A 25,949-nucleotide genomic window follows, 5' to 3' on the forward strand; every position below is an offset into this window, starting at 1 on the left:
CGCAGTTAATTCAGTTCCACCAATGCCTTGATTACCTTGGACTCAGGATTCAGCCAGCTCTCGAACTGCAGGGTCATCTCCCCGAAAGAGCAGCGGTGGGAAATATAGCGGTCCACATCAATGTAACCGTCTCTAATGGCGCTAATCACCTGTTCGAAGTCCTCGCGGGTCGCATTTCTGCTGCCCTGCACCGTCATCTCACGGGCATGGAAATCGGGGTCACTAAAGGTAATGTTCCCTTTGACCAAGCCGACATAAGTCAATGTACCGCCATGTCCAACCAGTCCGAAAGCCCCTTCCATAGAGGAAATGTTGCCTGTGGAATCAATAACATGCGGCAGGAAGTTGCCATCCGTCAACGCCGACAGCTGTTCCTTCGGCTCCTTCAACGCGCTTACCGTATGCTCCGCCTGCGCCCAGCCCTTGCAGAAGGCCAGACGTTCATCGTTGACGTCCATCGCAATCACCTTCGCCCCGGCGTACCGGGCCATGGCCATCACGCCCAGCCCGATCGGGCCTGCGCCGATCACCAGCACCTGATCTCCAGCGCCGACACCGGAGCGCCGAACCGCATGGGCACCAATCGCCAGCGGCTCCAGCATGGCCGCCTGATCCAGCGTCAGCCCGTCTGTCTTCAGCAGATTGCCTACAGGCAGACTCACCCGTTCCCGCATCCCGCCGTCCAGATGAACACCGAACACTCTCATTTTCTGGCAGCAATTCGTTTTACCGCTCAGACAAGCCCGGCATTCTCCGCAATGCAGATACGGAATGACACTGACCTGGTCACCGGCCTGTAGCCCTTGCGGGTTGTCGCCAATGCGCTCAATAATCCCGGACAGCTCATGCCCCAGCACACGCGGATAAGTGAAATAAGGCTGGTTCCCCCGGTAAGCGTGCAGATCTGTCCCGCAGATGCCGATACGGCGGATGCTTACAACTGCTTCCCCGTCCACCAGCTCCGGCTCCGGCAGATCCTCGCGGAATACGAACTTACCGACTTCCTCACAAATAATTCCCTTCATTATAAGCGCTCCCCGTTCGGGCCAGATGCTTCGTTCCATTCTGCCCGGCCGCTCGGCCAGGTTGCACCGTCGATCGGCTTCAGAATATCGCGCACTTCTGCCAGTAATTGTTGATCTATGGGCTCCTCGGTCCATTTAATATTGTTGCGGATATTAGCCGGTGTCGCCGTGCTGACCAAGGTGGTTGGAATCTGCTCGTTCGCCGTGGAGAACTGGACCGCCAGCTTGGCGATGTCTTCGCCCTTGTCTCTGCAATACTCAGCGGCGCGCTGACACGCGGCTTGAATCTCCGCACTTGCCGGATGCCAGTCCGGCACCTTGCGGTTGCTGAGCAGACCCATCGAGATAGGCGACGCATTCATCAGCCCTGTGCCGCTCTCCTCCAGCAGCGGAAGGAGCTGGAGCAGCGTAGTATCGTTGAGCGAATAATGGCAATAGGACAGAATGACATCCAGCTTGGTCTGCGGCAGCACCTTCTCGAACACACTCAGCGGCAGGCCGCTGACACCGAAGTAACGGATTTTGCCTGCTTGCTTCAGCTCTTCCAGCGCCGGAATTCCCTCCTCCATCACCTGCGTAAGCGAGCCGAATTCAACATCATGCAGCAGCAGAATATCCAGGTAATCCGTGCCCAGTCTGCCCATGCTCTCTTCCGCGCTGCGGAAGATCCGCTCTCTGGAGAAGTCAAATTCATCTGACCCGTAACGCCCGGCCTTAGTGCTCAGAATATACTTGTCACGCGGTACCGTCTGCAGCGCCTCGCCCAGCACCGTTTCCGCTTTCATCAGACCGTAATATGGGGAGACGTCAATGAGGTTAATCCCCAGATCAATCGCCGTATGAACCGTAAGGATGGCCTCATCCTTCGGGACCTCCCGGAACACGCTGCCCAGTGAAGAGGCCCCGAAGCTTAATGCTGAGACATCCAGTCCCGTATTGCCCAGCTTTCTGTATTTCATCTTGCACTACCTCCTATGGTTTATAGATCTAACTTATAAAATCTAGCAGCATTCGCTCCAAACACCGGCTCCATCTCTTCCGCAGACAAGCGGTCTTGCAGTGCTGTGCGCAAAATCCCCACAACCTCCTCATAGGTTGCCGCCATCAGACACACCGGCCAGTCGCTGCCGAACATCACCCGCTCCGGTCCGAACAGCTCCAGCACAGCATGGACGTAAGCCGAGAAATCCTCCTGCGTCCAGCCCTGCGGATCAGCCTCCGTCACCATTCCAGACAGCTTGCAGTAAATTCCCGGATGCTTAGCTACCTCCTCCATTAAGCTTCTCCAAGGCTCTAATTGGCCCGAAGCAATCTTAGGCTTAGCCAGATGGTCGATAACTCCCCGCAGTCCCGGAACCTGTTCCAGCATCGCAATAAGCTGCGGAAGCTGATCCGCCAGCACCAGCAGATCCACCGGCACATCCCGTTCCGCCAGATATGAGAGCGCTTCTATATATGGCCGGGTCAAAAGCACACCGGGGTCTGCCATCTCCTGAATCATCACCCGCAGCCCGGTGAACTTCGGATGTCTGCTGAGCCGCTCGAATTCTGCCTGAAAGGAAGGGCTTGCAAGATCCAGCCAGCCAATCACACCCGCGACAGACTCCGACTGCCCGCTGAGTCCCAGAATGTATTCCGTCTCCTCCACGGTCGGCGCAGCCTGTACCACAATGGTGCGGCTGATCCCATGCTTCGTTAGCTCCGGCTCCAGATCAGCAGGCAGATAATCCCGGAACAGCACCGGAATCTCCGGCGTAATCCATCCATAATCATCCCTGTCTATCTTCCAATAATGCTGGTGAGCATCAATATACATGATAACGCCTCCATTCCACCTTATTGTAAACATCCGATAAAGGAATAAAAATAGCTAAAACAAACAAATTTATACCTTATTTTGATATGATGTAAGTAAGAATGCAGAGATTTCACTCAGGGGGAGACTTTATGGAACCGATCCGCAGGCATTTTGACCATCAATTGCCAATTACGCTGCTGCTGGACTATAAGGAAACAAAAAGCCCGCAGCGTGAGCTGCCCGACCACCAGCATGACTGGTACGAATTCATCTACGTATACGGCGGCAAAGGAAGCTTTTTCATCGATCAGACCTTTTATGAGATGCAGCCGGGTGACATCATTGTTGTTCCCGGGAACACGGTACACCGGGGATTTCCCGACAATGAGGAGCCGGTGACCTCCTCCGCTCTTTTTTTCAGCCCGGCTCTGATCCATAATCATACCTACAATGAGTCTTATCCCTATCTAAAGCTGTTCGACGCTGCCAAGACCAACAAGCAGTACAAGTATACCCTGTCTCCTGAGCATGCTGGGATTCTGCAAAATGATATCGAAGCGATCCACCGGGAACGCGAGCAGAATCAGCCGGACGGCGGGCAGGCGCTTACACTGCTGCTTCATCTTACACTGCTGCATCTGAACCGCTACTGTCTGCCGCAAGCGGCCGAGCCGGTTGCTTCAAATCCCTTGCTGCCGGAATGGTTCCGTGAGGCGCTCAGTTATATCAACGATCATCTGGATCAGCCGCTGGAGCTAAGCTCCCTGGCTGCACGGGCCTCGATCTCACCGGCCCATTTCAGCCGGGTCTTCAAGCAGCGTCTGGGCATGAATGTGACGGATTATATTGCGACTAAGCGGATTTTTGCCGCCAAGGACAGCCTCCTGCAATCAAGCGGCACCATTGAGCAGATCGCCATGGCCTGCGGCTTCGAGAGCCTGCCCCACTTCTACCGTACATTTAAAAGAATCACCAGCATGACACCCGCCGCCTACCGCAAGAGTAACAGAGCCTAGTAGAGCTTCTCTATTCAGCTTACAAAACGTTCAGGTTGGTTACAATGAACCTCTGCCTTAGCTCTGAAGATCCTCCTCGCGGACGGTTACAGCTTCCCCTTCATAAGTGACAACACAGCTTCCCGCATGCCCCGCCAGTTCTACGGCAAATTGCCTTACCGCCTGCATTCCGGCATAGTCTCCTGCCCGCTTCCCGATAGTCAGGCTGCGGTCCGCTTCACACCAGCTCAGCTCAATCATGGCATAGGAGCCGGTCTCATAATTATAATTGTCGCCTTCATCTTCATACAGGGTGAAGGCTGCATCCTTGCCGCCGTATACCTTGAGCCGGGTCACAGCCTCCGGCTGTTCATCCGAATACTGAACATCGGGGCCGAGCGGAATAATGGACCCGGCGCGGACATACAAGGGAAGCGTCTCCAGATCCGCTTTTGCTACAATCGTCACACCGCCCTCCAGCCGTTCATCGCTCCAATAATCGTACCATTCGCCTTCAGGAAGATATACACTGCGCTGCTTAAGAACCCCTTCAAGCTCGCGGGAGCCGGGACCGTAATACATAGCCTCTGTCACGGGAGCCACCATGAAAGCCGGACCGAACATGAACTGGTCGCCGATCGAATGGACCTGCACATCTTCCCGGTAGTCAAAGGCCAGTGCGCGGAACATAGTATAGCTGCGGTGTGCCACAGCTCCGGCCAGGGAGTAGATGTATGGCATCAGCCGGTAACGGAGCTTCAGGTATTTCACCAGCGTATCATACATCGGCTCACCCTCCCCGCCGAACTGCCAGATTTCCCTTGGAGTATCGGTTCCGTGAGAACGGAACATCGGCAGGAACGCGCCAAGCTGGAACCAGCGGACATATAGCTCCCGGTAGCCCAAATCCGCAACACCCTCGTCATAATCCCCGTTCCAGAACCATTGCTCCTTGTGATTCTTCACGAAGAACGCTCCGATATCCAGCGTCCAGTATGGCGAACCGGTCAGGCAAAAGTTAAGGCCGTCTGCAATCTGCTTCCTCAGCGTCTCCCAGTTGGCGGCTGTATCACCAGACCATGTAATCGTGCCATAGCGGTGCTGCCCTGCGAACGCGGAGCGTGTCAGATTGATTACCCGCTTCGCTGAGGTCGCTGCACGCTGGCCTTCATAGATCCCTTTGGAATGCTGCATGGAGTAGGCATTGATCAAGCCCGGATCGAGATACCGCTTCGATTCTGCCGTATTAATCAGCAGCCGCTGCTCCGGCTCCGGCTTCACCGCGCCTTTCCAGTCCGCTTCGAACGGCTCGGTGCAATCGCACCACCAGGCATCAATGCCGTGGGTGAACAGCCCTTCGTTGGCCTGCTTCCAATACAGCGCACGAGCCTCCTCCGAGAAGGCGTCATATGTCGCCTGATTGCCGAGCAGGAAGCCGCGCGCCTTCATCTCTTCATGATTATCCCCACCCGCACCCATAATCGGCCAGATCGATACCATCAGCTTGGCATTCATAGCGTGCAGGCTGTTCATCATCTGCGAGGGATCGGGGAAGCGCTCAGGATCGAAAGTCTTTTGTCCCCACAGATTACCCGTCCAGGACTGCCAGTCAAGTACGATACAGTCGAGGGGAAGCGAACGTTCACGATACTCTTGCACGGTGGCAAGGAGTTCCGCCTGGGAGACGTATCTTTCCTTGGACTGCACATACCCGAAGGACCACTTCGGCAGCATTGGTGCTTCTCCGGTCAGGTAGCGGATTGCCGCCGTAATCTGATCGAATTCCGGACCATAAATGAAATAGTAATCCATCTCTTCATCCGCATCGCTCCAGAGGTACGAGCCAAAGGCATCGTCATGAAAAGTCATATAAGATCCCGAATCTACCAGAATCCCGTAGCCGCGTGTAGACACCAGTACCGGAACAACCGCCTTCATATTCTGCTGGTACAAGTATTGCTGCCGTCCCCGGAGGTTCATCATCCCCTCTTCATGGGAGCCCAGTCCGTACAGGGCCTCCCCTTCCTGCCATTCGAATTCCAGCTTTGTATGAAAAGCCTCCCGGTCCAGCCTCCGGTTAACGCCCTCCGCTCTGGCACGCAGCCCATCCGCACCCTGTCCGGTCTCTACCGTGTCTGCCGAAGCATCGAATACCGTATGATAGACCTCTGTGCGATCCAGGGTTTTGCCGCCTCTGGCCGGCTCCCGTGTCAGCAGTGTGCCGTCCGCAGCTCTGTAGCTGAAGGCACAGCTCTCTTTATCCACTTCAATCATTAGCTGCGCCGTTGAGATCTGCAGATGGCCGGGCAGGTCTGTGATAGTGTAAGGTACGGTCTCGGCTTCTGGCCGGCTTACCACCATCAGACTCTCTTTACCGCTCAGCTCAGCATTCAGCGTATAGCGGATTCTGGCAATCACCGGCGTACACCAGGCAATATGCATAATCCCCTCACTAGTCTCCAGCCTTACGCCAGCCTCGCCGGATTGAACAGTTATCAGCTTCATTATGGTTCCACCCTTCCTTATGACTTCCTCTGGTTATAATGATATTATTATTGATAGCGGTTCATCTACCATATATTTGCGCGATATCATCACAATATAGCGATTCAGAGGAGGGCATCATGTACGAACACCGTTACCGGGAGAACAAGCTGCACGGCCAGCCAGAATTCCCGCTGCATATCTACCGGGTGGAGCATCAGGCCCGCGTGCATTCCATTCTTCCCGTGCACTGGCATAACGAAATGGAGATGATCTATCTGGCAGAGGGCAACGCTACCTTCCATATTGAGAGCCGCGAGTTCTCCATCCAGGCTGGAGATGCCCTGATCGTTCATCCCGGTGAGCTTCATTCGGGCATGGACACCGCAATGGGCGGCACCTGTTATTATTCCATCGTGTTCAAAGGCTCCTGGCTGTCTTCGCCGCAGCCCGACCGGGTCCAGGAGCTGTTCCTGGACCCGGTTCTGCAAGGGAAGATCCGGCTTCCTGCTATGTTATCTGCCGCAGATGCCGCCCACTCCCCGTTGCTTCAGCTGATCAGAGAGCTGTTAAGCCGCTATGAGCATCAATCTGCTGCATACGAAATGAGCCTGAAGGCGCTCCTGCTGCTGTTCATTGCAGACAGCTATCAATACGGGCTGACCGCACTGAACCCGGAGCCGGAACCCCGGCACGGCCGGGAATATAACCGGCAGATCCGGGAGGTGCTGAGCTATATGGAGACCCATTCCCGCGACCGGCTGGAGCTGGATCAGCTTGCCTATGTGGTAGCGCTGAGCCGCTCGCATTTCTGCAAGTTTTTCAAGGCTCAGACGGGGATGCGCCCGATGGAGTATCTGAACTATATCCGCATCAGCCAGGCGGCCAGTCTGCTCCGCAGCGGATCATACAATGTGCTGGAGGCTGCGCTGGAGTCGGGCTACCAGCATGTCAGCTATTTCTCCAAGTGGTTCAAGCATTATATGAACATGACGCCCTCAGAGTACAAGGCACGGTATTCTTCCGGCGTGTAGTGTCCGGGGCATACTCCATTACCATCTAGTGTGTGTGGGCGGGAGCGGACAACAAATAGGCTCCGCCCTGTACGAGCTAGATTACTAGGCATGAGATTTCTTGCACCTGGCTGCAAGCCATGCGGACTCAGATGCCGCTATATTCCTGAAAACCGAAGAAATGAGCTTTTCACGGACTCAGTGGCCGTTAATTAACTGTTTCTATCTTATTTGGCTTCCATATCGCCCATTTAAGGTCCACTGAGTCCGTAGCTCGTGAATAATCACACTTTTGGACAAAATAGCGGCACCTGTGTCCGTGCACTACTTCAGATGTTGGAGCTAAGGCATAAGTTGCAAATGAGTGGAGCCAAATAGGAGGAACCCTCTCTGTCTTCAACTAACTATCCTCCATCCAATAGAGCAGCAGCGCCTGAGAGAGTTCTCGGGCGCTGCTGCTTGTCATGCTCTATTCCATTCCATCCCGTCCCGCCCGCGACCGCTTAAGCCAGCGTAAACGAAGCAAACTGCGCGCCGCCGCCCCCGGTATACGTGAAATACAGTGCCTGAACGCCGTCCGGAATCGCCACGTCCGCAGCATATTCTTTCCAGACATTCGTGAAGCCTACCGGAATAGAAGCAAGCGCAGGCCCGTCCCAAGCCGTCTTCACCTGGAACTCACCATGGCAATATCCCCGCACCTTAATGGAGACCCGGCTAACCCCCTTGCAGTCAAAATACTTGAACCCGGCGGTGGCCGACTCCGTCATATTGGCAATATAGCCCATCTCTTCTTCGCCGTCTCTGCCGTCCTGGGTGATTTTCGGGAACCGGCTGTCCATCCAGGCACCCACCTTGCCGAAGCCTCCAGTGTACATCTCCTGATCCTTGGTGAACAGGTGGCAGGCCAGATAAGCCGGATATTCACCGCGTCCTTCCAGCGGGCCGCCGTTCGGGCCGGAGGTTGTAATCTCCACCTGCGGGATGGTGCCGTCTTCACGGAACGTAATCGGCTCGATGCAGCCCTGGCGCGAGAACGCGGTTCCGTTGGTATGCCGGTGATAGAAAATATACCACTGCCCCTGAATCTCCACGATGCTGCCGTGGTTATTGCCGCCGTAATACATCGTCTGGTCCGCTGGCTTATACGTATCAATATGCAGATCACAGTTGCTCACAATGACCCCCTGATACACAAAATCCCGGGTAGGATGACTGCTCGTGGCATAACACAGCTCATGCATGGAAATGGAGGAATAGATCAGGTAGTAGATATCCCCTCTTTTGCGGATGGAAGGAGCCTCGAAGAACTCATAGCCCTCGAAGCCGGTTCCCTGGCTGTAAGGCTGGCTCGGTGCCACGAACACAGGCTCTTCAATAATCGTAAGCATATCGGGACCGAGTACAGTAGCCATCGCGCCGTGCCTGGACTTATCGCCATATCCGCAGAAGCCGGTGTACAGGTACGTGGTGTCGCCTTCGGTCAATACCCCCGGGTCAAACTGCGGCTCATCACCTTCCCGTTCGCCCAGACGCGTGCCGTCCCCGTAGGTTACATAGCCGTAGAATTCATATTTGCCGCCCGGCTTATCGCAGACCGCTACCGATACGAGAGAAACCTTGTCCAGTACATAGTAGAGATAGTAGCGCCCGTCCGGTCCCTGTGTCACATCCGGTGCATAGAGACACATGCTGCCTTCCGGGTTGAGCGGGTCATCTGTTGTCTTGTAGATCACCCCTTCATACTGCCAATCGCCCAGATTGTCCTCCGGCGCTGACCAGCAGACATAGTCGTTCAGACAGAAGGCATGTCCGTTGAACCGGTCGTGCGAGCCATAGACATAGACTCTTCCTTCAAAAACATAAGGTTCCGCATCCGGCACGTACTCCCAGGAAGGCAGATATGGGTTGAATCCTTGTTGTTGTGTCATTCTAACATCCTCCATTTGTTATATAGATTGTCGTTGTAAGTGTAGACTAGCTAAGTAAGCACAGTCACCTGCACCTTGCAGTCGGCGTAATCCGGATGTACATCTCTCTCCCCGGCCACATCAAGCAGTGGAACGCCGTTACTGTTGTAATGGACTCTGTGGATTGCCGAACATCTCGTTCCATGCTTCACCAATTGCTCTTCCCCGTGGTAGAGGACTAGCGTAGTACCGTCTGTATCCTGGAAAAAGGAATTATGCCCCGGACCGTACACCCCGTCCAGCGAATAATAAGAAAGTGCCGGCGTACCCGCCTTGCTCCAGGCGCTGGCATCCAGATAGTCTCCACCCCGTGGAATGCTTAACCAGCCCACTGCGTAGGTATATCCCGTTGCCGCCCCGCCGGAATAGGCAATATACACGGTATCTTCTGTAAGCAGCGGATACGGGCCTTCGTTATTAATCGTGCCCTGAACATTCTCCCAGCCCAGCAGCGGACGCGACAGCAGCACCGGCTCACTCGCTAATACCGCCGGGTTCGCTTCATCTACCGTGGCGATATACAGCATGGAGCCGGTATCCAGCGGCGTTCCGATTCCTTTGCGGTAAGACCAGACTACACAGGAGGTACCGTCTGCTTTGAAATAAGTCATATCCAGCGTAATACCGTCTGCGGCTAATGGAGTACCGTCCATCCGCTTCACCCGGACCGGTGTGCTCCAATCCCCGGCCTTCATAATATCGCCGCCGGGGTTCAGCTTCATCAGATGGCATTGCGGCCCCCATACCTTGCCGCCAACGGCGAACAGGATGTACAGCTCCCCGCCGATGACATGGAATTCCGGCGCCCAGAAGGTCTGAATGAAGTTCAGCTCCTCATTAAGATCCAGTATAACGGCTTCCTCGAAGCCCGGAACGAATAGGTCCTGCAAGGTATCTGCCACGCGGACATAGATGCCGATATTATTGACATTGTCATTGGTAGCCAGGAAGTAATACCTGCCGTTCCAAGGGAGAATTACCGGGTCTGCATAGCCGCTTGCCAAAGGGAACGGTAAGTCATATGTGACTACCTTGCCATGTATGGTATGGGTTCCCGGCAAGGTGAAATCAATTCCTGCGGTATCCCAGTCCACCCGCTTATCGGCAATGGAGCCGTCCGAATACAGCGCTGTGGCTCTGACCTTCGCTAATTCCCCGGCGGAGCGGACACTGACCTGCTCTGCCACGCGAATACCGGTGTTATACACCGGGGTCCATGCTGCCTGTACCTTGCGGCCTGTGGGACCGTCCACTGTCAGCACATTCCCCGGACGGGTTCCGGGCAGCGGCCTAGCGGGCTGCTCTACCGTGTAAGCTTCTGCAGGCTCCGGCGGCGAGATCTCTTCCGGCTTCCGCAGGTCAGCCAGCCGGTTAACATAATAGTTGCCGTCGTTGTCCTGCCAGCGGATCTCATATCCTGCTCCTGTACTGTCCAGTGCGCAGACGGCTTCTTTTACATATCGTTCTTTATCGAGCCGGACAAGCCGCTGGGCATCGAAGGTCACCAGATCCGGCGAGGTCCACAGCAGAATCTGCCCTCTGCTCTCCCCGTCATCCTCCCCCGAGGAGGCGTCAACTCTTACCGCAACAATCCCGAAAGCACCATCCTGTGTGCGGAACAAATGGGGATTTTTGAGTCCTTTTTCATGGATCACATTCTTCTCATCCACGGTCGCCACGGCAAATAATAGGCCATAGTTCCGGTTAAGCGGCTGAAATTCATTATGATCATCTGTGCAGGCCATATGAACACTGTTGCTGAGGGACCCGGTGTAATCCTGGTTCGGTATGCGCGTGTAGACTGTAAGCTTCATTAGCTTTGACACCTCATTCATAGCTCTATCACCCTTACCTTGTTATTCATCTTGCAGCATGTCCCTACCAGTATAGAGAAGCTTTTGGCGTGAAGTCCATGACATATAGACACCTAAGCTTGATCTATCCTTAGATTATGGTCAAGATCCGGAATCATCTATAAATTATCCGGAAAACGCTTTAATCTCTATACCGCCGCTTATGATATACTTGGGCAAAATCAAATTCACCTGGAGGATGTTATGATGAATACTACAGAGGGCTCTTTTTATACAGGAGAGTATAGAAATCTCTTTCTTGAGCACGGACTGCGTCCGGAGGCCATTCAGCAGCGGCTGGAAGATACCTGGAACGAAATGTTCTACGGCGCCCCTGATGTCCGGCTCTACCATACGATGGATGATGATAAGGGTTATATCGTAGATACAGGCAATACCGATGTGCGTACAGAGGGCATGTCCTACGGGATGATGATGGCGGTTCAGATGGATAAAAAAGAGGAGTTCGACCGGCTCTGGAAATTCGCCAAGGTCTTCATGCAGCATACGGAGGGACGTTATAAGGATTATTTTGCCTGGCAATGCAGGCTGGACGGTACAAGGCTGTCGCAAGGACCCGCCCCGGACGGAGAGGAGTTCTTCGCGATGGCGCTGTTCTTTGCTTCCAGCCGCTGGGGTGACGGGGCCGCGCCGTTCAATTATTCCGAGCAGGCCAGAATCATTCTCCGCGCCTGTGTGCACAAGGGAGAAGACGGGGAAGGCGATCCGATGTGGGACCCCGAGACCCGGCTGATTAAGTTCATCCCGGAGACTCCGTTCAGTGATCCCTCCTATCATTTGCCGCAATTCTATGATCTGTTCGCCCTGCAGGCAGATGAAGCAGACCGGGCGTTCTGGAAGGATGCAGCCGCCCGTAGCCGGGATTACCTGCACCTGGCCTGCCACCCGGTTACTGGACTGTCCCCGGAATACGCCAATTATGACGGAACTCCGGCTGAACCCCAGCCGCACGGGGATTTCCGCCACTTTTTCAGTGACGCCTACCGGGTCGCCGCTAATATCGGGCTGGACTATGAATGGTTCCGCTGCGATCCTTGGCAGGTAGAGCAGTCAAACCGCATTCAGGCGTTCTTCCGCGATATCGATCCGGCTGATTACCGGCGGTATACGATTGACGGGCAGCCGTTTGACGAGCCTTCCCTGCATCCAGTCGGCCTGCTGTCCACTCTGGCCATGGCCTCGCTCGCCGCCGACGGCCCGGATGCCGGGCACTTCGTCAAGCTGTTCTGGAACACCCCCCTGCGCACCGGAGAACGGCGCTATTATGACAACTGCCTGTATTTCTTCACCATGCTGGCACTGAGCGGGAATTATCGGATTTATAAGTAACGGTAAGCAGCTTGAAGCAATCCGCCCATCTAAGACGAAATTGAAAAATGAGGAGCACTTGTGCTGCACAAGTGCTCCTCATTTGCTCGTTTTGCCCGTATTTTAGCAAATTCAAGTGCACTTGTGCTCCTCATTTACTCATTTTGCCTGCACCTACCATATCCAGGCACTCCTTTAGCCCAAGCCCAGCCCCACCAAAGGGATTTATCCCTCTCATTTCACCATTTACTCTACTTCCAGCCCCACCAAAGGGATTTATCCCTTTCATTCGCCCGTCAGGCCGACTTTGGGCTGCATTAATGTAATTTATCCCTCTCATTTACTCTCCTCAACGAACAATCGCTCCCCCGGACGATGGAGGCAACGCCATCCATCCCGAAGGAGCGACTTTCTTATATCCTATTCTACTATCCTATCCATTCACCCCCCCACCATATCCGCACGGTATTCCTGCGGCGTGGTTCCAGTCCATTTTTTGAATACCCGGGTGAAGGATTGCGGGGTGACGTAGCCGATCAGCGAGCCGACCTCGGCGACCTTCAGCTCCCCTCTGCGCAGCAGCTCCTTGGCCTGGCGGACGCGCATATCCTCGATGTACTCGGACAGATTGATTCCCCGTTCCTGCTTGAACAGGCGGGACAGGTAGGAGGGATTGAAGTGGATCACATCGGCCAGCCGCACCAGCGACAGATCCTGGTCGAGATTCTCTTCTATATATATGCAGATCCGGTCGATGACACCCGCTGCCCGCTTCTGCTCCCCGCTCTTCCTGACAGAGAACAGCTGCTCCGCCGTGTTCCGAAGATACTGGAAGGCTTCGCCGAGGGTACGGTGAACCTCAAGCTGCATTAATCCGCTTGCCCCGATCTCCTCGTCCGCTTCCCATCTGTTAATATACGACATGAGCATCAGCGCAATCGTGTAATACAGCTCGGTAAGATAAGGATTGCACCTTCCCGGGTCCTGCCCCGCCGGTTCGGCCATCTCCCCGTACAGCCGGAGGAACTCCTGCTTGCGGCCTGCCTCCAGATGCGCAGCCAGGGTCTCCACCTTGTCACGCATGAACCGGTCACGCACGGTATCCGGCACCGCCGCTTCATTCAGCTGCACCTTCTGCACCATCCGCTCCCCGTCCCCGGCCCGGTAATGCTGAACTTGTCTGGCCTTATCGTACACTACCGGAAGCCTGGACCAGGCACACTCCTCAGCACTGAGGGTGATGGCCATCCCGACCTCCAGCGATTCCCGGCAGGACTGCTGAATCAGCTCGAAGGTGCCTTCCAGGAACTTCATCATCTGCTCAAAAGCCTCCGGCTGCGCTGCCTCTCCCGTCCCGCCCGGCTGAATCAGCCAGATCAGGTCACCGTACCGGTCGATGACCCCGAGGCTGGCCGTCCGCTCCTTCAGCAGCTTCTCCGACAGGAACTTCACTGCAAGCGCCGTCTCCCGGCGGTCCATATACGTGCGCGAGGACTCAGGATCACTGATGCTGCCCAGTGCAATCAGCACCGGCCGCGAAGCATCCAGCGGAATATTCAGACGGATGAAATCCTCCGCCAGATCCTGATCCACCTTGACGCTGTGAATGAGATGGCGGAAATAATCACCCTGCGCCAAGGTCTCCAGCGTGTTAAGCTGCTCCTTCGCCTCGCGCATCAGGTCATTGACCTGCATCGTCTCCTGCAATTCCTGGAGCGCACGCTTGACCGCCTCAATCAGCTTCGGATACCCTTCATTCTTGAGCACATATTGGACGCCCGGAGCCTGAATCGCCTGATAGACGTAGTTGAAGTCGCTGTGCCCGGTCAGGAATACGATTTTGCACTGCGGCCAGCTACGGCGGATATGCTCCATCAGCTCCAGCCCGTCCATCTCGGGCATGCAGATATCAGACAGGACGATATCCACACGGGTCCGGCTCAGCAGGCTTAGCGCTTCGTGGCCCGAGTAGGCCTTGTAGATGTCCAGTTCCAGCTCCATTTTGCCAAACACAACCGCCAGACCATCCGTGATAATCTCTTCATCGTCAACGATAAGCATCCTGTACACCGGTATTCTCACCTCCAGCTCTAAAAAGGATGGTCACCCTTAGTCCGCCCAGCTCACTCCGGTCTGCCAGCAAGCCGCTTGCCTCCCCGAAGGTCATGCGGATGCGCCGGTGGATATTCACAAGGCCCGTTGTCTCCGCCTGCTCCTGATAGACATTAAGGGACTCTTTCAACTGCTCCAGTGTGTCATCGCTCAGCCGGTCCCCATTATCTTCAACGATAATGCGGATGTCCGGGCCATCCTGGGCGAAGCGGACAATGATCAGGCCCTCCATCGCTTTCTTTTCCAGACTGTGCTTGAACGCATTCTCAATAATCGGCTGGACAATCAGCCGCGGCACCTGCACCTGCTTCAGCTCCCCGGACAAGGCATCGAACCGGACCCCAATCCGCCGGGAGAAACGCATGGCCTGAATCTCTGTATACATTCTCGCATGGTGGATCTCCTGTTCCATAGACACCAGATCGGAAGCGTTCCGGGTGACAAACTGGAAGTATTCGCCGAGCATCGTGGTCAGCTGTTCGATCCGCTCGGTATCGCCGGTCTTCGCCATGGTGTTCAGAATGAAGAAGCTGTTATAGAGGAAATGCGGGTTAATCTGTGATTGAAGCTGCTTCAGCTCTGCCCGCTGGGCCAGGATCTTCTGCTTATACACCTGGTCGATCAGAGAATGCAGGTTGCTTACCATCTGATTGAAGCGGCTGTACAGATAACGGAATTCATCCCTCGACTCATGCTGGATATGAATATCCAGATCGCCCTGCTCCATTCTCCGGAAGCTCTTCACCAGCGTCAGCATTGGCTTATGAATGAACTTGTAGGTGGACAGCGCAAAAGCAATGATGATCGCAAGCGCAGCCACAGCGAACACCCAGGCCCAGGTATAGAATTTGCTCAGCGGATTCTTGATAATGCCCTCCGGGATGATCCGGTAAATGGACAAGCCCAGCTCCTGCGAGCCGGTCTGGACGATATAATAAGGTGCGCCTGCGATGCTTAGCCTCTCCCCGGAGGCCACCAAGCGGATATCCCGGGCGTACTGGGAGGGGTCCGCCTGCGCCAGCTCACCGGTCATACTGTACAGCGCGAATCTCGCACTGTCTGACAGCAGCAGCGTTCCACTGCCGGGATACGTATTGAATTGGCCCAGCGCCGCCCGCAGCTCCTGGGTGTCCAGTTCAATCTCCACCGTGAGCAGCGGCTCCGCGCCCTTAATACCCCGCTGCTTCATCGCACTGAGGTACAAGCCTCCTTCCCATTCAATCACCTGGGACTTCCGGTCCCCGAAGACCGAGCGGATCTCACGGAAGCGCTTCAGCTCAAGCTCACGCACGCCGCCAACCGAAGAGATGGTCCGGCCTATGGTCATGATATGAACGCGTACGTCCTTGATATACGTGCTGCTGTTCTGCACAATGAACAGCCGCTTCATCAGCGAATTCAGGTTCTCCGTGCGGTCAATGGTCGGCAGCGTCTCCCAGGTCAGCGCCAGCTTGTTCAGATCCTCATCCTCCAGCAGACTGAACTGCAACAGCTTCATCCGCTCGATCTCATTCTCCATATCACTTAAGTAGAAGACGGTCTGGGCACTGGCCGAGCTGCGAATATCATTGCTGGCCGTTTGCACAATCCACTGATACAGATAGGCGGCGAAGACAAGAATAGGCAGCATAATGAGCAGAAAGGTCACAATCAGCCGCAGAAATATCGTATTGCGCAGTGAATAATCCTTTTGGAACAACAATCCCAGGCCCCCAGCAATCATTTTCACCATTATAGCCTGAATCCCGGAAGCTCCGCTGGCTTATGCATAACTTCCGGGAGGTTATCCTTTGACACTGCCGAGTACAATCCCCTTCACGAAATATTTCTGCAGGAACGGGTAAGCCAGTATAATCGGCAGGGAGCCGAGGAAGATCTGGGAAGACTTCAGCGTCCGGTCGGAGATCAGCGCCAGGTCAAGCATGGCATCACGCGACATATTCGACAGGTTCTGCTGGATGACAATGGTCTGAATATAGCTTTGCAGCGGATAGTTGGCCGGATTCCCCATGAGCAGCAAGCCGTCGAACCAGCTGTTCCAGTGCTCCACCATCGAGAATAAAGCGAGTGTGGCCAGCGCCGGCTTGGAGATCGGCACGAAGATGGACCAGACCGTCCGGAAGTGGCCGGCCCCGTCAATCAGCGCGGCCTCTTCCAGCTCCTTCGGAATCTCCCGGAAGAAGTTAAGCAGCAGCACCACGCTGAATACAGGAACGGCGCCGGGCAGTACAAGCGCCCAGATCGAATCCAGCAGGCCATACTCCTTGAGAGTGGTATACCAGGGGATCAGCCCGCCGTTGAACAGCATCGTGACGAAGAAGGCCCAGGCATAGACGCTGCGGAACCGCAGAGCGTGTGATTCCTTGGATAACGGGTAGGCCACGAGAATCGTCAGCAACAGGTTCAGCGGCGTCCCGATGCCGATCCGGGTCAGGGAGACAAGCATCGACTGCCAGAATTCAGTCCGGCTCATCGTATACATATAGGAAGCGAACGTGAAATCTACCGGCCAGAGCCGGACATATCCGGCGGATGCTGCTGCGCTTGAACTGAAGGACACAGCGACAATATGAATAAGCGGCAGAATGCAGAGCAGTGAGACCAGAATCAGGAAGGTTGCGTTGAGTACCGCAATCCCGTCAAAACGTTTCTTGGGGCGAATGGGAGTCCATTCCTCCGGTTTGGGCGTTAGCTGTTGCTCCAAGGGTACTCCCTCCTCTAGAAGATCCGGTATTTGGCAAAACGGTAAGCCAGGAAATACGAGCTGGAAATCAAGGTGAGCGATATGATTGATTTAAAGAAGCCGACGGCAGTCGCTACGCCGTATTGGGCGTCCAATAGACCGATCCGGTAGACGAAGGTATCCAGGATATCCCCGCTCTCGTAGACCTGCGGACTGTACAGATTGAAGACCTGATCGAAGCCCGCATTCAACAGTTGTCCCAGACTGAGTACCGACAGCAGGACGATGACCATACGTATGCCCGGAATGGTAATATGCCAGGTCTTGTGCCAGCGGTTGGCGCCGTCAATGGTAGCTGCTTCATATAACCCGGGATCAATGCCCGTTATAGCCGCCAGATATACAATCGTGCCGTAGCCGAAGTTCTTCCACACATCCGAGGCAATCAGCGTAAAGGGGAACCAGTCATTGTCGCCGAGGAAAAAGATCTTGGAGACGCCGAACCATCCGAGGAATTCATTCACAATCCCGCCCGATGGAGACAGAATATCAATCAAGATGCCGCCAAGCACAACCCAGGATAAGAAATACGGCAGATAAATCGCTGTCTGCACGGACCGTTTGATCACATTACTGGCCAGCTCGTTCAGCAGAATTGCGAACACCAGCGGAATAATCAGGCCCAGAATCAGCTTAAGACTCGAAATAAACAGCGTATTCCACAGCACCTGTGTGAAGCTTGGCAGGTTCATCACATATTCGAAGTTATCCAGGCCCACCCACTTCTGATCCCCGAACAAGCCCTTGGCAGGGATGAATTTCTGGAACGCGATCATGACACCGGCCATGGGGACGTAGGAGAACAGAATGATCATCACCAGTCCCGGCAAAAGCATCAAATGAAGCGGCAGTTCTTTTCGCAGTTTTGCTCTCATCGTTATCCTCCACATCTGCAGGCAAGAATGGAATGGAGGAAGAAAAGGTCTTTTTCTTCCTCCAGGGGCGCCTTATTTCTTAGTCGCTGCGTACCATTCGTTGACCTCTTGCGTAATTTGATCGCCGCCCAGCTTCTTCCAGTCCTTCACGAACTGGTCGAACTTATCGATAGGATCACCCAGAATGATTTTGACAAACATTTCATTCTGCTGCTTCTCAAGCGTTGTCTTGCGCTCAACCATGGTCGGAGTCGGAGCGCCGACGAACTTCTCCTGAATGAACTGGTCATTCTTGATGTACTGGTCAGCTATGCCCATGGAGCCCTGCTCGCCGTAGATCCGCTCCCAGCCCCATAGTGCGAAGCCTTCTGTTGAGCCTGAAGCATAGGATTCCAGTTTCTCCTGAATTGTCTTGGCCTCGCCCTTCAGAGTCGAGAAATCTCCGGCCTTGCGGGCGGCATCAATCTCACGGAACGCGTCTACGTTCTTCGTTACCGGATACGGGGTAACCGGAGACAACTGCCACACGCTCTCCGCTTCCGGCGGTGCGAAGTACTTATCGAATTCGGCCGTCTCGCCCCAGTTCTTCTCCAGATGCAGGTTGAACAATTTGATCACCGCTTCCGGATGGGCGGCGCCCTTCTTGACCGCGAAGAAGCGGGTGGTGCTGAACTTCAGCGGCACCTTCGGCGTGTCGCCCGATTCCGAGACAATCGGGAAGGCCTGCCACTGGGCCTTGGGATCATTGTCACGGTTAAGCTGCAGCGGCCAGATGGAGTTCCACTGCTCGCCGTATTCCATCCCGATCTTCCCGGCCGAGATCAGCTCGGAGACCTTGCCCCCGTCCTTGACGCCGAACTCCTGGTCCAGCTGCCCCTTCTTGGCCATATCCTGCAGCACTTGGAGCGCTTTCTTCACTTCCGGCTGAATGCTGCCGTAGACCAGCTTGCCCGTTCCGTCATCCAGCCAGATGTTCGGATAGGCATTATACCCGGCCATGAAGCCCTCCAGCCCCATCGCCCCGCCCCACAGATCCTTGGTAATGCCAAGGCCGTAGGTGTCCTTCTTTCCGTTCCCGTCCGGGTCCTTATCCGCGAAGGCTTCAGAGATCGCAAGCACATCCGCCATCGTCTTAGGCGGCTGCATCCCCAGCTTCTCCAGCCAGTCGGTACGAATCCAGATATACATCGACCGTTCGATGGAGGACTCCAGGCTCGGAATGGCCATCAGCTTCCCGTCAAAGGTCGCGGCATCGAACACACTCGTTCCTTCTCCCGACAGCACCTTCTTGGTGAACGGGGAAGCATACTTTTCATATAACGCCGTCATATCCTCAATCTGGTCTGAATCGGCCAATTGCTTCAGCTGGGTGGCGTTGACCGGCGTTACATCCGGCAGATCGCCGGAGGCCAGGGTGACATTGATTTTCTGCAAATATTGATCCGAGGTCTGGCTGCCCTTCACAATCCAGTTATATTTGATCTTGATGCCGAGCTGATCCTCATACAACTGGGTCCAGCGGTTATTATCAATCGTCTCGTCCTTCAATACGCCAAGCACGTTATTCTCTACCACATCGCCCAGATCTCTGACGAACGATACCTCAATCGGAGGATCATATTTGCCGAGCGGGCTCTCATCTACAGCTGCATTTGGCTTCGGATCATTACCGGCTGCCGCTTCCTTGCCGCCGTTACCGGATTCCAGCTTGCCCGAGCAAGCGGACAACAGCAGTGCAGACAACAACAGGATGGAAGTACTCTTCAGTAGGCCCGGACCTTTTCTTGTACCTGTGTTCATAGTCAACCCCCAGTTCAATTATTGTGGTCTTTATTTTGGTTACGCTTTCATTATGGGGGAGGCATCTATTTATTGACAACGCTCACATTTTTACTTCACTTATCCGGCATTGACATAATCCCGGATGCAGCGGTTTAACTGCGCTTATCTTTCAGTTCCAGCCCTCCAGCTCCGGTTGCTTCTTCGCCACTCGCCGGATACTCCGGTTTGCTCTCATCACGGTAAGCTCCCGGCGTCATTCCTGTATATTTCTTGAAGACTTTAGTGAAATAATGCTTGTCCTCGAACCCGACCTTCTTGCCGATGGCGTTTGCGGATAACCGGCCATGGGACCTGAGCAGCCTCTGAGCCTCCTTAATCCGAAATCCGTTCAGATAATTGACAAACGTATCGCCGGTCACTCTTTTAAACAGACTGCTGATATATTTCGGATGAAGATTCATCAATTCCGCCAGATGGTTGAGCGACAGATCGTTCATATAATGGGTTTTGGTATAGGCCAGAATGCGCTTCGCATGGTTCGAATACTCCGGATCGGCTTCAGAGGGAAGCTCCTGTTCAATCCGCACCAGCAGAGCGGCAATCTCATCCTTACCCAGCGGCTTCAGCAGATAATCCACCACCCCCGTGCGGAGCGCTCTGCGGACATATTCAAATTCATCGTAGCCCGTCAGAATAATAAAACGGTCGCAGAGTCCGCTCTCCCTGGCCGCCTCGATGAGCTCGAAGCCATTTTTCTCCGGCATATGAAGATCTGTAATGGTCACATCCGGCATACAGTCTATCATGAGCTCCAAGGCCTCAAACGCATTGTCCGCCCTGAAAACCTCCGTCCCGAGCGGAGCCGCCTCCCCGATAATCTTCACCAGCCCGTTCAGAATCAGCGGTTCATCATCTACAATCAGTACTCTCATGTTTGCCCTTCCTCCTGTTGTAATGAGTATCGTCTGACGAAAAATAAGGTAGAGGCTCATCGCCTCTACCGGTTGTCCCTGATTTACTTGAATAGCTCCTTTTTCTTCTGATACGTATCGTTGGCCCAGTCTACCAGTTGCTGCAAGCCCAGACTCTCGGCCGTTTTCACCAGATTCTCGTAATTGGCTACTGCCTCCGCTTCAGAGCCTGCCAGATAGATCTTGACCTTCTCATTCTTAATCATCTCGTCGATTTTGGTCTTGAGCGTCTTCTCCGCAGAATCCGGCTGCGTCTGAATCAGGCCGAGCGCCGGATTGTAGGTTGTGATCGCCTTTGTCTCCATCAGCGCCTGTGTCTTCTGCTTGCCCGGCACATATCCTCTCATGCCCTCCATGACACCGTCATTGTACAGCACCCACCAGCCGATGCCGCTGACATTCATGAAGTCCTGATCAGACGAATCATACTTCAGATCCGGGTGTCCCTCTTCATTCCACGTCCAATGCTCGCCCTCTACCCCGAACATCGTCAGCTTCTTCCCTTCGTCGCTGGCCAGATATTGCAGAAGCTTGATCGAGGCCTCCGGGTCCTTATTCTTCTTGGTGATGAAGGTGCCGGCGAAGCCCAGTCCTGTGCTTACCTTCTTCGCTTCTTTGGTCAATGCGCTCGGCAGCATTTTGAAGGTAAACGTACCGTTGTTTTTCTTAATGGCGCTGTTGTCCGTATCCGCAGTACCTACGGTGTGACCGTGGGCGAACGCTTTGCCGCTTGTCGCATATTGCTCGTCGATCTGATCATTGGCAAACGCAAAGTTCTCAGCCAGAATGTAGCCACCCCGGTACAAGCTGTTCATGAATTTGAAGAACTCCAGCATTTGCGGCTGTCTGATGAAATAATCCACTTTCCCGTCTTGTTCAACCCAGTTGTCAAACAGGGCCTCGGCACCGAATTGCTGGAGAAAATACTGCTCGATCCAGTTCTTGTCCAGCACCAGCGGCACCATGTCGGGATACTTCTCCTTGACCATACCGAGCACCTTCACGAAGTCATCCAGTGTCTTGATTGGGGGATTCCCCAGCTCCTTCAGGATGTCTTCACGCACCGCAATCCCCGGATTGCCGTCCCCGCCGAGCGCAAATTTATTCTTGGACATCTCTTCCTGGGTGGCGAAGGCATTGCGGACCGTATAGAAGTTGCCGTCATCCATCGTATTGATCGCAATTCGGGTGGCATCCAGCTTGAAGTCCGGCGCATACTTCTCGATCAGCTCATTCCACGAATACGACAGCTTGGCATCGGACATCCGGCCTACGTTGCTGGAGGTGAGCACCAGATCCGGCAGATCGCCTGAAGCAATCATCAGCGGGAGCTGCTTGTCGTCTGTGGCTACGGTTACATTCAGCTTAACGCCCGTCTTCTCGGTGATTTTCTCCGCAATCGGCCCTTTCCAGTCCTTGGTTGCCCACCAGGGAAAATCAATGAACAAGGATAATTCCTTCACAGCTCCAGCTCCGGCTGTTGCGGCAGCTTCCCCCTGTTTGGCATCTTCGCTATTGCCTCCGCCACAAGCGGACAATAGTCCCAGCGTCAAGGTAACTGCCATGGTTGCCGCAAGCGTCTTGCGGCTTGTTGTCTTTGTCAATGTAATCCCTCCATAGTATTAATTCACAGGAATATCCAGGCTAACCGGCTCCAGCCCGTCAACGCTGACTGTCAGCGTGGAGATTCCCGGCTCAACCCCTGCTCGGACAACGGCCAGCAGTCTGCCTTTGAAGGAAGTGAACCGGCCGGTAGTATAATTCTCGGTCGTCTGGGGTCTGCCGGTGCCGAAGCCAGCCAGTGTAGCCGCACCTTGTACCCGTGCCTCTGCCAAAAGCGAGGCCTCCGGCACCCAATTACCGGCACCGTCGATGATCTCAACAACCGCGTAACAGAGCGATTGCCCATCTGCAGCAAGCTCTTTTTTCTCCGGAACAATGCGGATGCCCGCCGGCTCTCCGGCCGAGTGGAGCACATCGCTTGAAACTTTGCTGTCCTTGGTATAACTCACAGCCTCCAAGGTGCCCGGAATATAGGTAAGAACAAATCGCGCCTTGAAGCGGTTAACCTTGCCTGCGGGTTGCCTGCCCAAGCTTACACCGTTCAGAATGAGCTCGACTTCCTCAGCTGCCGAGTAGACATCGACAGTAACAGGTTCGCCTTCATACCCGATCCAGCTCCAGGCATGCTCGCATTCCGTCCAGCCCCATCCGCTAATCAGCTCGGTTTTGCCGTAGTTTTCAGGACGGTGTGAAGCAATGAAGGTTTCGTCAGAACCCCAGACAATCCGCCGGTAAGCAAGCTGGGGGCGCGCGAAGCCGCACAGATCGAAATCCGCGTCGTAGGACAGGCGCCATGGATACGGGGACTCATGTAAGGTTTTACGCCGTTCGTCCGCCTCATGAGGTTCCGCATATATCGTCTTGCCCAGTCCGGCCTCCCCGATGTAATCGAAGCTGGTCCAGTTGAAATCGCCGATAATATAAGGATGGCGTTCTACACCTTCCCAATATTGATCCATATCTCTGGCTATACTCTCGGTCGAGCAGATCACCCGGTCAGGATATTTATGGGCAGCGGCAGCGAATTGATGAATCAGATAGTTATAGCCCACAATATCGAGCGGAGCGCAGAAGGCTTCCGTATAGCCATCCCACACCTGCTTGCCGAACTCCGTGTCAAAATTGACGAAGCCTGCCGACTCTTTCGGCGGGTTCTTGAGATCATCATAGAACCGCTCCTGATCCTCATCCTCCAGCCCGCTGAAGAAGGTGCATACCGCGTTGGTAACCGGACGGGTCGGGTCCAGTTCTCTGACCCATGCCGTGAGCCGGGCAGCCCATTCATAACCGCCGGACAACCCTCCGCGCTCGTTGACTTCATTGCCTGTTGACCACATGATGATGCTGGGATGATTGCGGTCACGCCGGATAAATGCTTCGATGTCAGACTTCCAGTTGCGCTCAAAATACAAACTGTAATCATGCGGATTTTTGTCCATCGTCCACATATCGAAGGCTTCATTCATCACAAGCAGGCCCAGCCGGTCGCAGGCATCCAGCATATCCCTGGACGGCGGATTGTGGGCGCATCGGATGGCGTTGTAACCATTATCCTTGTGCAGCTTCATTTTGCGGTACTCGCTGTCTCTGTAGGAAGCGGCTCCAAGAATCCCGTGATCATGGTGCACACAGCCGCCTTTCAGTTTGATCGTGCTCCCGTTCAGCATCAGACCGTTCTTCACATCAACAGTGAGCGTCCGGATGCCGAACAGGGTACTGTCACTGTCATAATGTTTATCGCTTCCATTCAGAGATGCAGTAATGCGGTATAGAGACGGGGAATCAATATCCCAACATTCGGCACGGTCAACCGCGACCGTCACCCGTCCAACAGCTTTCCCGGCCGCAGGTACATAGATCTGCACTCTTCCGCTTCCCGCCTCACCCCCTCCGGCTTCCTTCTCCAGCTTGAGGTCCACCCATACACTGGCTGGAGTATCCGCATGATTCGCTACCGTTGTCTCCACAATAATGAACGCTGTGCCGCCCACGATATGCGAGGTGCGGGCATAGATTCCCCATGGTACGATATGCAGCTTCGGACTGGTTAACAGATCGACATGGCGGTATAGGCCTGACCCCGTGTACCAGCGGGAGTTGGGCTGTGCGGCATTATTCACCGTCACCGCGAGCCGGTTCGGATTACCGGGCCTCATATAAGGCGTGAGGTCAGCATGGAATGGCGTATATCCGTAATGATGCTGGGCTACGGTATGCCCGTTGAGTACCACAGTGGTGTTCATATACGCGCCGTCGAATTCGACCAGCACTCTTTTTCCCTCAGCCTCGGCCGGGATATCCAGCATCTTGGTGTAAGTACCGATCCCGCCGCCGTAATATCCGGTTGCTCTCCCGCCGGGAGCCTCCGCCCACGTATCCGTTTCAATCGTGAAGTCATGCGGCAGATGAACGATTCTCGCCTGCCCGTTTTCCTTGCTTTGAATGTGAAACGGCTTCCCGTGTTCAAACTCCCAATTCCGGTCCAGATTCTCTCTAAGCAATGTGTATCTCTCCCTGTTTTGTTTTCAGCATCCTGATTAACCTTTGACAGAACCTAACATAATCCCGTGTACAAAATACTTCTGCAGGAACGGATATACGCAGATGATCGGCAAGATGGAGACGACCATCGAGGTGACCTGCAAGGAAAAGCTGGTAACTCCGCCGCCGGGCCGGTTGGCTACAGCCACCGAATCCATCGGGGCGTTGCTCTGGTTGATGATCTCCATCATGCGGAATGTAAGCGTCCGCAGATTCTCGGACTGGACGAAATACGCGGAGTCCAGCCAGGCATTCCATTGGCCCACCCCCATGAACAGTGCCATTGTGGCAAGCAGCGGCATCGAGACCGGCAGGATGATGCGGAAGTAAATCGTGAACTCGCCTGCGCCATCCATGTGAGCAGACTCCTTCAATTCGCCGGGAATCTCCCGGAAAAACGAGATAGCGATAAGCAAGAAAAATGTATTCAGCATAGAGGGTACAATGTACACGCCAAACGAATTCAGCAGCCCCAATGAACGCAGCACCACGTAATACGGAATCAGGCCGCCGGAGAAGTACATCGCGAAAATAATCAAGGTGAAATAAAATTTACTGAACAGCAGATCCCGGTGAGACAGCGCATAGGCTACAAGACTGGTGAGCAGAAGCCCGAGCGCGGTGCCGGAGACCGTGCGGGCCACAGTAACCAGGAACGCCTTCATCCATTTGGGGTCCTCCAGGAAAATCCTGTAATTCTCAAAGGTTACACTGCGCGGCCATAAATACATCCCGCCTAATAATGTGTCAGAACCCTTGTTAAACGAAGCAATCAGTACATAATAAAAGGGATATAACATCGTTAGCGCAATAATGGAAAGAAGCAAATATACGGTACTGTCCATGACCAGATCTTTTTGTTTTTGACTCTTGAGCACTGTTAACGCTCCTTTCT

Annotated in this window: 18 protein-coding genes; 3 read left to right on the plus strand and 15 right to left on the minus strand. The window is 54.4% G+C overall.

Translation table 11 applies throughout. From position 1 onward, the window contains the following. Positions 1 to 5 precede the first annotated feature (5 nt). The 3 genes from NST04_RS24860 to NST04_RS24870 are packed head-to-tail and all read right to left on the minus strand — an operon-like array spanning position 6 to position 2,841. Entirely contained in the window at positions 6 to 1,025 is a 1,020-nt protein-coding gene (locus NST04_RS24860; RefSeq protein WP_341186610.1) for a zinc-binding alcohol dehydrogenase family protein, read from the minus strand. Continuing rightward, positions 1,025 to 1,984: an aldo/keto reductase gene (locus NST04_RS24865; RefSeq protein ID WP_341186611.1), complete on the minus strand. Its 960-nt coding sequence runs from the start codon at positions 1,982 to 1,984 to the stop codon at positions 1,025 to 1,027. Before NST04_RS24865 ends, NST04_RS24860 begins: the two co-directional genes overlap by 1 nt. A gap of 20 nt (positions 1,985 to 2,004) precedes the next feature. Continuing rightward, the gene (locus NST04_RS24870) at positions 2,005 to 2,841 is read right to left on the minus strand and encodes an amidohydrolase family protein (RefSeq protein ID WP_341186612.1); all 837 of its coding nucleotides are present in this window, start codon (positions 2,839 to 2,841) and stop codon (positions 2,005 to 2,007) included. Positions 2,842 to 2,972: 131 nt separating this feature from the next. Here NST04_RS24870 and NST04_RS24875 point away from each other — a divergent pair, with 131 nt between their 5' ends. Beyond that, positions 2,973 to 3,839: an AraC family transcriptional regulator gene (locus NST04_RS24875; protein WP_341186613.1), complete on the plus strand. Its 867-nt coding sequence runs from the start codon at positions 2,973 to 2,975 to the stop codon at positions 3,837 to 3,839. Between the two features lie 57 nt (positions 3,840 to 3,896). Here the strand turns inward: NST04_RS24875 and NST04_RS24880 are convergent, their stop codons facing one another. After that, positions 3,897 to 6,323, minus strand: a complete 2,427-nt coding sequence (locus NST04_RS24880; RefSeq protein WP_341186614.1) for a glycoside hydrolase family 31 protein — start codon at positions 6,321 to 6,323, stop codon at positions 3,897 to 3,899. A gap of 119 nt (positions 6,324 to 6,442) precedes the next feature. Here NST04_RS24880 and NST04_RS24885 point away from each other — a divergent pair, with 119 nt between their 5' ends. Further along, positions 6,443 to 7,336 (plus strand): AraC family transcriptional regulator, encoded by an 894-nt coding sequence (locus NST04_RS24885; protein WP_341186615.1) that lies wholly within the window; start codon positions 6,443 to 6,445, stop codon positions 7,334 to 7,336. 482 nt (positions 7,337 to 7,818) lie between these two features. On the opposite strand, the gene NST04_RS24890 is transcribed toward NST04_RS24885, so the two are convergent. Then, the gene (locus tag NST04_RS24890) at positions 7,819 to 9,246 is read right to left on the minus strand and encodes a family 43 glycosylhydrolase (RefSeq protein ID WP_341186616.1); all 1,428 of its coding nucleotides are present in this window, start codon (positions 9,244 to 9,246) and stop codon (positions 7,819 to 7,821) included. 50 nt (positions 9,247 to 9,296) lie between these two features. Continuing rightward, positions 9,297 to 11,120: a family 43 glycosylhydrolase gene (locus tag NST04_RS24895; protein WP_341186617.1), complete on the minus strand. Its 1,824-nt coding sequence runs from the start codon at positions 11,118 to 11,120 to the stop codon at positions 9,297 to 9,299. Positions 11,121 to 11,345: 225 nt separating this feature from the next. On the opposite strand from NST04_RS24895, the gene NST04_RS24900 reads away from it, so the two are divergent. Further along, entirely contained in the window at positions 11,346 to 12,488 is a 1,143-nt protein-coding gene (locus tag NST04_RS24900) for a glycosyl hydrolase family 8 (RefSeq protein WP_341186618.1), read from the plus strand. Positions 12,489 to 12,908: 420 nt separating this feature from the next. On the opposite strand, the gene NST04_RS24905 is transcribed toward NST04_RS24900, so the two are convergent. The 9 genes from NST04_RS24905 to NST04_RS24945 all read right to left on the minus strand — a co-directional run bounded on the left by NST04_RS24905 (position 12,909) and on the right by NST04_RS24945 (position 25,932). Continuing rightward, positions 12,909 to 14,528: a response regulator transcription factor gene (locus tag NST04_RS24905; protein WP_341186834.1), complete on the minus strand. Its 1,620-nt coding sequence runs from the start codon at positions 14,526 to 14,528 to the stop codon at positions 12,909 to 12,911. Then, positions 14,515 to 16,281, minus strand: coding sequence for a sensor histidine kinase (locus NST04_RS24910; RefSeq protein WP_445667954.1), 1,767 nt, complete (start codon positions 16,279 to 16,281; stop codon positions 14,515 to 14,517). Before NST04_RS24910 ends, NST04_RS24905 begins: the two co-directional genes overlap by 14 nt. Positions 16,282 to 16,362: 81 nt before the next feature. Further along, positions 16,363 to 17,241, minus strand: coding sequence for a carbohydrate ABC transporter permease (locus tag NST04_RS24915; RefSeq protein WP_341186835.1), 879 nt, complete (start codon positions 17,239 to 17,241; stop codon positions 16,363 to 16,365). A gap of 56 nt (positions 17,242 to 17,297) precedes the next feature. Then, on the minus strand, positions 17,298 to 18,197 hold the full coding sequence (locus NST04_RS24920; RefSeq protein WP_209992448.1) for an ABC transporter permease: 900 nt from the start codon (positions 18,195 to 18,197) through the stop codon (positions 17,298 to 17,300). 72 nt (positions 18,198 to 18,269) lie between these two features. Beyond that, positions 18,270 to 19,997 carry an extracellular solute-binding protein gene (locus NST04_RS24925; RefSeq protein WP_341186620.1) on the minus strand — a complete coding sequence of 576 codons (1,728 nt, stop codon included), beginning with the start codon at positions 19,995 to 19,997 and terminating at the stop codon, positions 18,270 to 18,272. Between the two features lie 134 nt (positions 19,998 to 20,131). Beyond that, the gene (locus NST04_RS24930) at positions 20,132 to 20,911 is read right to left on the minus strand and encodes a response regulator transcription factor (protein ID WP_341186621.1); all 780 of its coding nucleotides are present in this window, start codon (positions 20,909 to 20,911) and stop codon (positions 20,132 to 20,134) included. A gap of 83 nt (positions 20,912 to 20,994) precedes the next feature. Next, entirely contained in the window at positions 20,995 to 22,554 is a 1,560-nt protein-coding gene (locus NST04_RS24935; protein ID WP_341186622.1) for an ABC transporter substrate-binding protein, read from the minus strand. An 18-nt stretch (positions 22,555 to 22,572) separates the two neighbouring features. After that, on the minus strand, positions 22,573 to 25,014 hold the full coding sequence (locus NST04_RS24940) for a glycoside hydrolase family 2 TIM barrel-domain containing protein (protein ID WP_341186623.1): 2,442 nt from the start codon (positions 25,012 to 25,014) through the stop codon (positions 22,573 to 22,575). 36 nt (positions 25,015 to 25,050) lie between these two features. Further along, positions 25,051 to 25,932 (minus strand): carbohydrate ABC transporter permease, encoded by an 882-nt coding sequence (locus tag NST04_RS24945; RefSeq protein ID WP_341186624.1) that lies wholly within the window; start codon positions 25,930 to 25,932, stop codon positions 25,051 to 25,053. Positions 25,933 to 25,949: the final 17 nt, after the last annotated feature.

The organism is Paenibacillus sp. FSL H7-0756 (assembly GCF_038006765.1).
Lineage (GTDB): Bacteria > Bacillota > Bacilli > Paenibacillales > Paenibacillaceae > Paenibacillus_AQ.